Genomic DNA, 12,223 nt, shown 5'->3' with positions numbered 1-12,223 from the left:
AGACCCACCCTTCCTGACGCCGGCGGATCTCGATACGCCCGCTGCGCGGCCTACTCGATCAGCATGAAGGCAGGCCGCTCGCTACGCCCGCTGCGCACCATGCTGGTCGAGTAGCCGCGGAGCGGCGTATCGAGACCCGCCCCGTCAGCAGTCCGGTCGCGCTCACCACGGCAGCCGAAGCAGCCGCACCCTCTCCCCGGCCGCGGCACCGCCCGCCGGAACGACGGCGACAGCCTCCGCCACCGTGAGCCCCGAGAGCATGTGCGAGCGGATCCCGTGCACCGCCCGCCAGACGCCGTCCGCCTCGACGACCGGCACGAGCACGGTCGACCCGGCGCGGCCGAGCGGCTCGCCCAGCACGCCCTGACGCAGCACCGGCGCGGCGGCCCCGCTCGCCGCGTCCAGCGCCGGCGGCAGGAACGACAGTGCCGCGAGGAACGCGGCGAGCGGATTCCCGGGCAGCGCGAGCACGACCGCCCCGCCGGGCAGCGACGCGATCACCGTCGGATGCCCCGGCCGCATCGCGACCCCGTCGACGATCAGGGTCGCCCCCGCGATCCGGAGCGCCCGCCGCACCGCGTCCACCCGCGACCGCCCGGTCCCGCCCGTCGTGATCTGCAGTGGAGCCGTGCTCGCGAGCAGCGCGCGGGCGATCGCCTCGTCGTCGTCGCCGAGCCGCCGCACCGATCCCACCGCACCCCCGCCGCGCGCGACGAGCGGCGGCAGCAGCGGCGTGAACGCGTCGCGGACGCGCCCGGCCCTGGGCATCCCCGCGGTGTCGACCTCGTCACCGGTGAAGAGCAGATCGACCGTCGCCGGCCGCCGCACGACGAGCTCGTCGAAGCCCGCGATCGCGAGCAGCGCCAGGTGCGCCGGCCGCAGCCGCACGCCGGAGTCGACGAGCGCGGTTCCGGCCGGGGCCTCGTCGCCCGCGCTGCGGATGTGCCGCCCGAGCGGCACCGGGTGCTCCGAGGAGAGCACGTCCCCGGTCACCCGGCCGCGCTCGCTCGGGAGGACGCCCTCGCACCACTCCGGCACGACCCCGCCGGTGACGATCGGCTCGGCGCTGCCCGGTCCGAGCCGCCAGGGCGACGCCCCGCGGACGGCCCAGCCGTCCATCGCCGAGGAGTCGTAGTGGGGGAGCGGTCGCGGAGCGAGCACGGCGCTCGCTGTGACGGAGCCCTCCGCCTCGAGCAGTGGGACCGTCGCGAGCGGCCCGGGAGCGGTCGCCGCGGTGATCCGCGCGCGAGCGCCGTCCCAGTCGATGTCGCTCATCCGTCCATTCTGGTCGCGCCCGCGCCGGGCCGGCGACGGCGCCGGATCCGAGGACCCGGCGCCGTCGGCGGGCTCAGCCGAGGTACCCGTTCGGGTTCAGCACGAACTTCTTCGCGGCGCCCTTGTCGAAGTCGGCGTAGCCCTGCGGCGCCTCGTCCAGCGTGATGGCCGTGGCCTGCACCGCCTTCGCGATCTGCACCTTGTCGTGCAGGATCGCCATCATCAGCGAGCGGTTGTACTTCATCACCGGGCACTGGCCGGTCGTGAAGGACAGCGACTTCGCCCAGCCCAGCCCGAGGCGGATCGAGAGCGAGCCCTCCTGCGCGGCCTCGTCCACTCCGCCCGGGTCACCGGTGACATAGAGCCCCGGGATGCCGAGCGCGCCGCCCGCCGCGGTGATCGACATCAGCGAGTTGAGTACCGTGGCCGGCGCCTCGGTGCCCGAGTCGGCGCCGTTGCCGTGCGCCTCGAAGCCCACGGCGTCGACACCGCAGTCGACCTCCGGCACGCCGAGGATCTGCTCGATCTGGCCGGCCGGGTCGCCCTTGGAGACGTCGACGGTCTCGCAGCCGAACGAGCGCGCCTGGGCGAGCCGCTCCTCGTTGAGGTCCGCGACGATCACGACGGCCGCGCCGAGCAGCTGCGCGCCGACGGCAGCGGCCAGTCCGACGGGCCCGGCTCCCGCGACGTACACGGTCGAGCCGACCCCGACGCCCGCGGTGACCGCGCCGTGGAAGCCGGTCGGGAAGATGTCCGAGAGCATCGTGAGGTCGAGGATCTTCTCCAGCGCCTGGTCGCGGTCGGGGAAGACGAGCAGGTTCCAGTCGGCGTAGGGGACCATCACGTACTCGGCCTGCCCGCCGACCCAGCCGCCCATGTCGACGTAGCCGTAGGCGCTGCCCGGGCGGTCCGGGTTCACGTTCAGGCAGATGCCGGTCTTGCGCTCCTTGCAGTTGCGACAGCGGCCGCAGGCGATGTTGAACGGCACCGAGACGATGTCGCCGACCTTGACGAACTCGACGTCCGGCCCGACCTCGACGACCTCGCCGGTGATCTCGTGCCCGAGGACCAGATCGGCGGGAGCGGTGGTGCGCCCGCGGACCATGTGCTGGTCCGAGCCGCAGATGTTGGTCGAGACGGTGCGGAGGATCGCGCCGTGCGGCAGCTTCCTGCCGATGTTCGCCGGGTTCACGCCCGGCCCGTCCTTCAGCTCGAAGGTCGGGTAGTCGATGTCGATGACCTCGACGACGCCGGGGCTCTTGTAGGCGACTGCTCTGTTGCCTGACATGCGGTTCTCCTTCACGGGATGCGACCGCGGTGCGTGAGCGCCCGCGGGAGCCGCGCCGCGATCGTCCGGAGGAGGGCCGCGGCGTCGGGGCTCGAGCGAAACGTACGCCCGAAGCCTGGTGCCGGATCGAGGGGGAGGGAGTAGCGTCTCAGGATTCGTGCGTTCGCATGCGAATGGCCTCCAGCGACGTCCGCACCGCCGCGTCGAGCGCCGCCCGGTCGCCGCCCTGCAGGCCCGCGGCGTAGCCGGCGAGGAACGTCGTCAGCGGAGCGGCCGGCCGCACCACGCCGTGCGCCGCGTCGCCGGCCAGGGAGAGCAGGGCGTCGCGCTCGACCGGCACATCGGCGAGCCCGAGGGCGGCGCTCAGCTCGTCCCACCAGGCGGCGAGCAGTGCGGCGGTGTCCTCGCGGGCGTCCGGGGCGGAGGAAGGGGTCGCGTTCGTGTCGTGGGTCACGCGTTCAGTCTGCGCCCGGTTCGGATTCTGCGCCCCGCGCGCTCTCCGCGCCCGGCACGGCGATGCCGTGGCGGCGGGCGTCGGCGCGGTCGTCGACGTCCGCGGTCGAACCGGCCGGCACCTCGACGAGCCGCACGGCCAGCCCCGCCAGGAGTGCGCGGACGGAGGCGCCGTCGACCGCCGGGAGCCGGGTCACGGCGGCCGTCAGCGCGGCTCGGCGGTGCAGGCCGAGCAGGAGCTGCGCGCGGCCGTCCCCGTCGACGGCGAGCAGGGCGTCGGTCGCGGGATCGGCGGAGGCGGCGTCCGCCAGCAGCCGGTCGAGCGCGGGGGCCGGATCGACCAGGTCGGCCGCGAGCACGGCGATCCAGCCGGCCGCGTCGTCCCGCGCGAGCAGGGGCAGCGCCGCCGCGAGACCGGCGACCGGTCCGCCGAAGGCGGGCTCCTCCTGGACGAGGAGCGCCGCTCCGACCCCGCCGCGGAGCTCCGGCGGTCCCGCGACCACGACGCGCCGGGCGCCGGCGACAGCGGCCAGGGCGTGCCCGAGCAGCGTCGAGCCGTCGTGCTCGAGCAGCGGCTTGGCCGCGCCGCCGAGGCGCTCGCCGCGTCCGCCGGCGAGGACGACGGCGTCGAACGAGGGAGTGCGGGGGCGGCCGGTCACGGCCTCGAGGCTACGGGAGGCGGCGGCTCCGGCGACCCGCGTCCGGTGTCGGAGGTCGCGGCTACTCTTGTCGGGTGGTAGCAGCCCTGTATCGCCGGTACCGGCCGGAGACGTTCGCCGAGATGATCGGCCAGTCCCAGGTGACCGATCCGCTCATGACGGCGCTGCGCACCAACCGCGTCAATCACGCCTACCTCTTCAGCGGTCCGCGCGGCTGCGGCAAGACGACGTCGGCGCGCATCCTCGCCCGCTGCCTCAACTGCGCCCAGGGCCCGACGGACACCCCGTGCGGCGTCTGCGACAGCTGCGTCGAGCTCAGCCGCGACGGCCAGGGCTCGCTCGACGTCGTCGAGATCGACGCTGCGAGCCACAACGGCGTCGACGACGCGCGCGACCTGCGCGAGCGGGCGATCTTCGCCCCGGCCCGCGACCGCTTCAAGATCTTCATCCTCGACGAGGCGCACATGGTGACGCCGCAGGGCTTCAACGCGCTGCTCAAGATCGTCGAGGAGCCGCCGGAGCACGTGAAGTTCATCTTCGCGACGACCGAGCCCGACAAGGTCATCGGCACGATCCGCTCGCGCACCCACCACTACCCGTTCCGGCTCGTCCCGCCGGCGCAGATGCTCGACTACACGCAGGAGCTCTGCGAGCGCGAGAAGGTCAGCGTCGCCGCGGGCGTGCTCCCGCTGGTCGTCCGCGCCGGCGGCGGCTCGGTCCGCGACACCCTCTCGCTCCTCGATCAGCTGATGGCCGGCTCCGAGGACGAGACGGTCGAGTACGAGCGCGCGGTCGCCCTGCTCGGCTACACCCACGGCGCCCTGCTCGACGAGGTCGTCGACGCGCTCGCCGAGCACGACTCCGCCGAGGCGTTCGGCGCGGTCGACCGCGTCATCCAGACCGGTCAGGACCCGCGCCGCTTCGTCGAGGACCTGCTCGAGAAGCTCCGCGACCTCATCGTCGTCGCGGCCACCGGAGGCGCGGCCTCCGCGGTGCTCCGCGGCGTGTCCCAGGACGAGCTCGACCGGATGGCCGGCCAGTCGCGCGCCCTCGGGCTCGGCGAGCTCTCCCGCATCGCCGACATCGTCAACGACGCGCTCACCGAGATGACGGGCGCGACCTCGCCGCGGCTGCACCTCGAGCTGATGATCGCGCGCACGCTGGTGCACGGCTCCGGCGCGGCGGCCGCCCCCGCGTCCGTCGTGGTGCCGGCGCCGTCGCAGTCCGCCCCGGCGTCGACGCGGCCGTTCGCCGACTCGCGTGCTCCGGAGCCGCGCGCGCCCGAGTCCCGTGCCGCCGCCTCCCGCGCGCCCGAGACCCGCGCACCCGAGTCGCGCATGCCCGAGCCGCACCTCGCGTCGCACGCCGCGACGCCGGAGTCGGTGCCGGAGTCGATCGCGGCGGCCCCGCGCGTCGAGGTCCCGGTCGTCTCCGCGGCGTCGGTCGACGCCGGTTCCGGCACGGCCGCGGCGTCCTCGGCGCCCGACGCCGTCCCGAGCGCCGCCGCCGACTCGACTCCCGCCGACTCGACTCCCGCCGACTCGACTCCCGCCGACTCGACTCCCGCTGATTCGACTCCCGCCGACGCGACTCCGGCCGGCACCGCGGCTCCGCGCCCGGCCGTGCCCGCCGCAGCGCCCCACCCCTCCGCGGCCGACGAGCCCGGCGGCGTCACCCTGCAGCGGATGAAGGACAGCTGGCCCGAGATCCTCGAGGTCGTGCAGAAGGCCCGGATGACGGCCTGGCTCGTCGCCTACACCGCACAGGTGCGGGCGCTGAAGGACGACGTCCTCACCCTCTCCTTCCCGAGCCAGAACGACGTCGACTCGTTCAAGATGGCCGGCAGCGCCGGTCAGCCCGGCGTGAGCGAGCACCTGCGCCAGGCGATCCAGCAGGTCCTCGGCCTCCGGGTCAAGTACATCGCCCGCGTCGAGCCCCGCGCGACCGCGCCCGAGGCCGAGCGCGCCGCCGTCGAGGCGACCCCGCCGCCCGCCGCCGAGCAGTCCGCCGCGCAGCAGCCCGCGGCGGCGACCGCCCCCAGCGACCCCGACGAGTGGGCGACGGTCGCCATCCCGGCCGACCCGGCCCCCGCCGAGGTCGCCGCCGAGCCCGCGATCGAGACGGTCGTCGCTCCCGAGCCGTCCGACGTGCCGGTCCTCGCCCCGTCGCCGCGCTCGACGCCGGTCGTCCCCGAGCAGGAGCCGCCGGTCCGCCCGGCCGCCGCATCGGCCGAGCCCTCCGACGACGAGCCGCCGTTCGACGAGGAGCCGCCCGAGGAGGACATGCCGCCGGTCGAGCCGCCGATGCCCGACTCCTGGGCCACCGTCGCGCCCCCCGGCGAGCCGTCCGCACCACCGGCGCCCGTCGCTCCCGCGCCCGTCCGTGCCCGCGAGCGGCCCGAGCCGGCGCCCCGCCCGGTGACCCGCACCACCCGCTCGGCCACGGCCGACGGCCGCCAGCGCTACGGCGAGGCCGTGGTGCGCGAGATCCTCGGCGCCCAGTTCATCGAGGAGCAGCCGCACGTCCCCCGCGGTCCGCGGGTGACCGGCGCATGACCGTCGCCCCGCTCCTCGCTCCCGCACTCCTCACCACTGAATCCGCATCCCGAGAGGAGGCGCCCGCATGTACGAAGGCATCGTCCAGGAGCTGATCGACGAGCTCGGCCGGCTCCCCGGCATCGGCCCGAAGTCGGCCCAGCGCATCGCGTTCCACATCCTGCAGACCGAGACGTTCGACGTCACGCGTCTCGCCGAGATCCTGCTGGAGCTGCGCAACCGCGTGCACTTCTGCGACATCTGCGGCAACGTCGCGGAGGAGGCCACCTGCGGCATCTGCCGCGACCCGCGCCGCAGCCGCGCCGTCATCTGCGTGGTCGAGGAGGCGAAGGACGTCCCCGCCATCGAGCGCACCCGCGAGTTCCGCGGCCTCTACCACGTGCTCGGCGGCGCGATCAGCCCGATCGACGGCATCGGCCCCGACCAGCTCCGGATCCGCCAGCTGCTGCAGCGCCTGGCCGACGGCGAGGTCCAGGAGGTCATCATCGCGACCGACCCCAACCTCGAGGGCGAGGCGACCGCGACCTACCTCTCCCGCATGCTCAGCACCCTCGGCATCCGCATCACCCGCCTCGCCTCCGGCCTCCCCGTCGGCGGCGACCTCGAGTACGCCGACGAGATCACCCTCGGCCGCGCCTTCGAGGGCCGCCGCCTCGTCGAGAACTGACACGGGCCGCCCCGCCCCTCGTCGCCCACCTCCGGCTCGCGGATCCACGTCCGGCTCGTGGTCTTGGTCGCTCCCGGCGTGCCGAGCCTGTTTCCGCGTGCCGGACGTCCCCGGACCGGACCTCGGGCTTGCGGATCCACCTCCGGCTCGCGGTTCCGGTCGGTTCCGGCGTGCCGTGCCGGTTTCCGCGTGCCGGACGTCCCCGGATCGGACCTCCGGCCCGCGGATCCACCTCCGGCTCGTGGTTCCGGCGTGCCGAGCCTGTTTCCGCCTGCCGGACGTCCCTGTATCGGGCCTCGGGCTCGCGGATTCATCTCCGGCTCGTGGTTTCGGTCGGTCCTGGCGTGCCGTGCCCGTTTCCGCGTGCCGGACGTCCCTGTATCGGACCTCGGGCTCGCGGATCCACCTCCGGCTCGTGGTTTCGGTCGGTCCTGGCGTGCCGTGCCCGTTTCCGCGTGCCGGACGTCCCCGGACCGGACCTCCGGCTCGCGGATCCACCTCCGGCTCGTGGTTTCGTTCGGTTCCGGCGTGCCGAGCCTGCTCCCGCGTGCCGAACATCTCCGAATCGGATCTCAGGCTCGCCGAAGTACCTCCGGCTCGTGGATTCCGTCGGTTTTGCCGTGCCGGGCCAATTCCCGCGTGCCGAACGTCTCCGAACCGGATCTCCGGCTCGCGGATTCATCTCCGGCTCGTCGAATCCGCCCGTTCCCGCGTGCCGGAGCCGGTTCCGAGTGCCGAAGGCACCTCACCGGCCCGCCCCGAGGACACCCCGACAGCCGCCGCCGCAACATGACCCCTCGCGCATGCGCCCGCCGGTAGACTCCTGCGTCGGGTCGCCACGGCCCGAGCCACTGACCCGGGAGTAGCGCGTGAGCCTGATCGTCCAGAAGTTCGGCGGGTCCTCCGTCGCCGACGCGGAGAGCATCAAGCGGGTCGCGAAGCGCATCGTCGCGACGAAGCAGGCCGGCAACGACGTGGTCGTCGCCGTCTCCGCGATGGGCGACACCACCGACGACCTGCTCGAGCTGGCCCACCAGGTCACGCCGATCCCCGCGCCCCGCGAGCTCGACATGCTGCTCTCCTCCGGCGAGCGGATCTCGATGGCGCTGCTCGCCATGGCGATCAAGAGCATGGGCTACGACGCCCGCTCCTTCACCGGCAGCCAGGCCGGCATGATCACCGACGCCCAGCACGGCGCCGCCCGCATCGTCGACATCACCCCGGTCCGCCTGCGCGCCGCGCTGGACGAGAACGCGGTCGTCATCGTCGCCGGCTTCCAGGGCTTCAACCGCGACACCAAGGACATCACCACCCTCGGCCGCGGCGGCTCGGACACCACCGCGGTCGCGCTCGCCGCCGGCCTCGGCGCCGACACCTGCGAGATCTACACCGACGTCGACGGCGTCTTCACCGCCGACCCACGGGTGGTCAAGAAGGCCCGCAAGCTCGACCGCATCTCCAGCGAGGAGATGCTCGAGCTCGCCGCCGCCGGCGCGAAGGTCCTGCACATCCGCGCCGTCGAGTTCGCCCGCCGCCACGGCGTCACCCTGCACGTGCGCTCGTCGTTCAGCCCCAACGAGGGCACCATCGTCTACAACGCCGTGCCCGGCGAGGACGCCCCCGGAAGCACCGAGAAGAATGGACAGCCCGTGGAAGAGCCGATCATCGCCGGAGTCGCCGCCGATCTCAACGAGGCCAAGATCACCGTCGTCGGCGTGCCCGACATCCCGGGCAAGGCCGCGCAGATCTTCACGATCGTCGCGAAGACCGGCTCGAACATCGACATGATCGTGCAGAACGTCTCCGCCGCCGCGACCGGCCGCACCGACATCTCCTTCACGCTGCCCAAGGCCGACGGCCAGACCGTCCTCACGGCGCTCAACGCCGAGAAGGACGAGGTCGGCTTCGAGTCGCTGCAGTACGACGACCAGATCGCCAAGCTCGCCCTCGTCGGCGCTGGCATGCGCACCAACGCGGGCGTCTCGGCCAAGCTGTTCCGCTCGCTCTACGAGGCCGGGATCAACATCGAGATGATCTCCACGAGCGAGATCCGCATCTCGGTCGTGACCCGCGCCGACACGGTGAACGACGCCCTCCGCGTCGTGCACACCGCCTTCGGCCTCGACGCCGAGGACGAGGCCGTCGTCTACGCCGGCACCGGGCGCTGACCGCCGATCGCCCTCGCGATCCCGCCGATCGCACCTTCCGGCCCCGTCGACTCCGCCGTCGTTCGGTACCGTCTCCGGGGAGCCCGCCCCGGCCCTCCCGCCAGCACCCCCTTCGTGCCGCTCCTCCGCGAGCGGCCCACGGACGAAAGAGCCCAGCATGAGCAGCACCCCCCTCCACGTCGGAGTCGTCGGCGCCACCGGCCAGGTCGGCACCGTCATGCGCCGCCTCCTCGAGGAGCGCGACTTCCCGATCGCGTCGATCCGCTTCTTCGCGACCGCCCGCTCGGCCGGCACCACCCTGCCGTTCCGTGGCGAGGACATCGTGGTCGAGGACACCGAGACCGCCGACCCCTCGGGGCTCGACATCGCGCTCTTCTCGGCCGGAGCGACGGGGTCGCGTGCGCAGGCACCGCGCTTCGCCGCCGCGGGCGCCGTCGTCATCGACAACTCCAGCGCCTGGCGGATGGACCCCGAGGTCCCGCTGGTCGTCAGCGAGGTCAACCCGCACGCGATCGAGCAGGCCGTGAAGGGCATCATCGCGAACCCGAACTGCACCACGATGGCCGCGATGCCGATCCTCAAGGTCCTCGACCAGGAGGCCGGGCTCACCCGCCTCATCGTCAGCACCTACCAGGCCGTCTCCGGCAGCGGCCTCGCCGGCGCGAACGAGCTGGCCGGCCAGGTCCGCGCGGCCGTCGCCGACGAGCACCTGCTCGACCTCGTGCACGACGGCTCGGCGGTCGCCTTCCCGGCGCCGGACAAGTACGTCGCGCCGATCGCCTTCGACGTCATCCCCTTCGCCGGCAGCCTCGTCGAGGACGGCCTGAACGAGACCGACGAGGAGAAGAAGCTCCGCAACGAGAGCCGCAAGATCCTCGAGCTGCCCGGCCTGCTGGTCTCGGGCACCTGCGTGCGCGTGCCGGTCTTCACCGGCCACTCGCTCTCGGTGAACGTCGAGTTCTCGGCGCCGCTCAGCCCCGAGCGCGCCCGCGAGCTGCTCGCCGACGCCCCCGGAGTCGCGCTGCGCGAGGTGCCGACCCCGCTCGAGGCCGCCGGCAGCGACCCGAGCTACGTCGGCCGCATCCGCGCCGACGAGGGCGCCCCGGAGGGCCGCGGCCTCGCCCTCTTCATCAGCAACGACAACCTCCGCAAGGGCGCGGCGCTCAATGCCGTCCAGATCGCCGAGCTGATCGCGGCGAAGCAGCCCGTCGCCTGACCCGACGGACCGCCATGCCGGTCGAGTAGCCGCGGAGCGGCGTATCGAGACCCACGCCTTCAGGACGGTGGCTTCCGGCCGCCGTCTCTGCGACGGCGGATCTCGATACGCCCTCTGCGAGGGCTACTCGATCAGCATGGGGCGCCCGCCTGCGCGCCGCGGCACCTGCGTGGGGGGCGCTCGCCTGCGCGCCGCGGTGGTTGCATGCTGGTCGAGTAGCCGCGGAGCGGCGTATCGAGACCCACCCGCCCGAGCAGCGGCCGCCGCCGCCGCCCGCCGACGGGAAAAGCCGTCAATTTGATGGGGGAGCGGCCCCCCGGCCCGCCTCCCGCCCGGCGCCCGACGGTAAACTCGACTCTCGTGAACTCCTCGGAACCGGTCGACGTCGCCCTCATCGGTGGGGGCATCATGAGTGCCACCCTCGGTGCACTCCTCACCAAGCTCCAGCCCGACTGGACCATCGCCGCGTACGAGCGCCTCGGCGACGTGGCACAGGAGTCGTCGAACCCCTGGAACAACGCAGGCACGGGCCACGCCGCCCTCTGCGAGCTGAACTACATGCCCGAGGCGGCCGACGGATCGGTCGACCCCGCCAAGGCGATCCAGATCAACGAGCAGTTCCAGATCTCGCGCCAGTTCTGGTCGAGCCTGGTCGAGGCCGGTGACATCCGCGAGCCCTCGAGCTTCATCAACTCCGCTCCGCACATGACCTTCGTGCACGGCGAGGCCAACGTCGAGTACCTCCGGAAGCGCTACGAGGCGCTGAAGGACCAGCCGCTCTTCGCCGGCATGGAGTTCACCGAGAGCACGAAGACCATCCACGAGTGGGCGCCTCTGCTGATGGAGCAGCGCCCCGCGGGCGGCGGACCGTACGCCGCGACGCGCATCCCGGCCGGCACCGACGTCGACTTCGGCGCGCTCACCCACCAGCTCTTCGACCACGTCGTCGCGCACGGCGGCACGCTCGACACCGGCCACGAGGTCACCGGCATCACCCGGCAGAAGGACGGCACCTGGCGCCTGGACCTCAAGCAGAAGGTCGGCGGCACGCCCAAGAAGGTCGTCGCCCGCTTCGTCTTCGTCGGCGCCGGCGGCGGTGCGCTGCACCTGCTGCAGAAGTCCGGCATCCCCGAGATCAAGGGCTTCGGCGGCTTCCCCATCTCGGGGCAGTTCCTCCGGACCGACAACCCGGCGATCGTCGCCCGGCACCAGGCGAAGGTCTACGGCAAGGCCGCTGTCGGCGCCCCGCCGATGTCGGTCCCGCACCTCGACACCCGCGTCGTCGACGGCCAGGCCTCGCTGCTGTTCGGCCCGTACGCCGGTTTCACCCCCAAGTTCCTCAAGCGCGGCTCCTGGCTCGACCTGCCGCTGTCGATCCGCCCGCACAACATCGGCCCGATGCTCGCGGTCGCCCGCGACAACCTCGACCTGATGAAGTACCTGCTCGGCGAGGTGCTGGCCGGTCGCGACAAGAAGATGAAGGCGCTGCGCGAGTTCCTGCCCACCGCCCGCTCCGAGGACTGGTACCTGATCACCGCCGGCCAGCGCGTCCAGGTGATGAAGAAGGACGAGAAGAAGGGCGGCGTGCTGCAGTTCGGCACCGAGGTCATCACCGGCGCCGACGGCACGATCGCCGGTCTGCTCGGCGCCTCGCCCGGCGCCTCGACGGCCGTGCCGATCATGCTGGACATCGTCAAGCGCTGCTTCCCCGACCGGATGAAGGCTTGGGAGCCGCGGATCCGCTCGCTCGTCCCCAGCTACGGCTCGACGCTCAACGACGCCCCGGAGACGGCCGAGCGCACCGTCGCCGCCACCTCGGAGGCGCTCGCGCTCCGCGCCTCCGTCTGAGCACCGAGGGCGCGAAGCCGCATGCTGATCGAGTAGCCCGCGCAGCGGGCGTATCGAGATCCGCCGTCGTCAGAAGACGGGTCTGCAGACCCGA

9 protein-coding genes are annotated in these 12,223 nt (G+C 73.2%); 5 read left to right on the top strand and 4 right to left on the bottom strand.

All coding sequences use genetic code 11. The annotated features are described in order from the left end of the window. Window positions 1-162: 162 nt before the first annotated feature. From EDF43_RS16625 to EDF43_RS16610, 4 genes are all read right to left on the bottom strand, one after another. The gene (locus EDF43_RS16625) at window positions 163-1,275 is read right to left on the bottom strand and encodes a molybdopterin-binding protein (protein ID WP_132437661.1); all 1,113 of its coding nucleotides are present in this window, start codon (window positions 1,273-1,275) and stop codon (window positions 163-165) included. A 73-nt stretch (window positions 1,276-1,348) separates the two neighbouring features. Beyond that, window positions 1,349-2,563 carry a formaldehyde dehydrogenase, glutathione-independent gene (fdhA, locus tag EDF43_RS16620; protein WP_123447705.1) on the bottom strand — a complete coding sequence of 405 codons (1,215 nt, stop codon included), beginning with the start codon at window positions 2,561-2,563 and terminating at the stop codon, window positions 1,349-1,351. Between the two features lie 148 nt (window positions 2,564-2,711). Then, window positions 2,712-3,017, bottom strand: coding sequence for a DUF6457 domain-containing protein (locus EDF43_RS22185; protein WP_207901812.1), 306 nt, complete (start codon window positions 3,015-3,017; stop codon window positions 2,712-2,714). A 4-nt stretch (window positions 3,018-3,021) separates the two neighbouring features. Continuing rightward, a complete protein-coding gene (locus EDF43_RS16610; protein ID WP_165909146.1) occupies window positions 3,022-3,675 on the bottom strand; it encodes an NTP transferase domain-containing protein in 654 nt (217 codons plus the stop codon). A 74-nt stretch (window positions 3,676-3,749) separates the two neighbouring features. Between EDF43_RS16610 and EDF43_RS16605 the strand changes: the two genes are divergently transcribed. The 5 genes from EDF43_RS16605 (at window position 3,750) to EDF43_RS16585 (ending at window position 12,129) form a co-directional block, all read left to right on the top strand. Beyond that, the gene (locus tag EDF43_RS16605) at window positions 3,750-6,230 is read left to right on the top strand and encodes a DNA polymerase III subunit gamma and tau (RefSeq protein WP_132437663.1); all 2,481 of its coding nucleotides are present in this window, start codon (window positions 3,750-3,752) and stop codon (window positions 6,228-6,230) included. 67 nt (window positions 6,231-6,297) lie between these two features. Next, entirely contained in the window at window positions 6,298-6,897 is a 600-nt protein-coding gene (gene recR, locus EDF43_RS16600; RefSeq protein ID WP_123447702.1) for a recombination mediator RecR, read from the top strand. An 869-nt stretch (window positions 6,898-7,766) separates the two neighbouring features. Continuing rightward, window positions 7,767-9,065, top strand: coding sequence for an aspartate kinase (locus EDF43_RS16595; protein WP_123447701.1), 1,299 nt, complete (start codon window positions 7,767-7,769; stop codon window positions 9,063-9,065). Window positions 9,066-9,222: 157 nt separating this feature from the next. Further along, window positions 9,223-10,281, top strand: a complete 1,059-nt coding sequence (locus EDF43_RS16590) for an aspartate-semialdehyde dehydrogenase (RefSeq protein WP_132437664.1) — start codon at window positions 9,223-9,225, stop codon at window positions 10,279-10,281. Window positions 10,282-10,581: 300 nt separating this feature from the next. Continuing rightward, the gene (locus EDF43_RS16585; protein ID WP_123737555.1) at window positions 10,582-12,129 is read left to right on the top strand and encodes a malate:quinone oxidoreductase; all 1,548 of its coding nucleotides are present in this window, start codon (window positions 10,582-10,584) and stop codon (window positions 12,127-12,129) included. The last annotated feature ends 94 nt before the right edge of the window (window positions 12,130-12,223 follow it).

This window comes from Rathayibacter sp. PhB179, from assembly GCF_004345345.1.
Lineage (GTDB): Bacteria > Actinomycetota > Actinomycetes > Actinomycetales > Microbacteriaceae > Rathayibacter > Rathayibacter festucae.
Note: the sequence above shows the minus strand (reverse complement) of the source record. Positions and strands in the feature narration are given on the sequence as shown.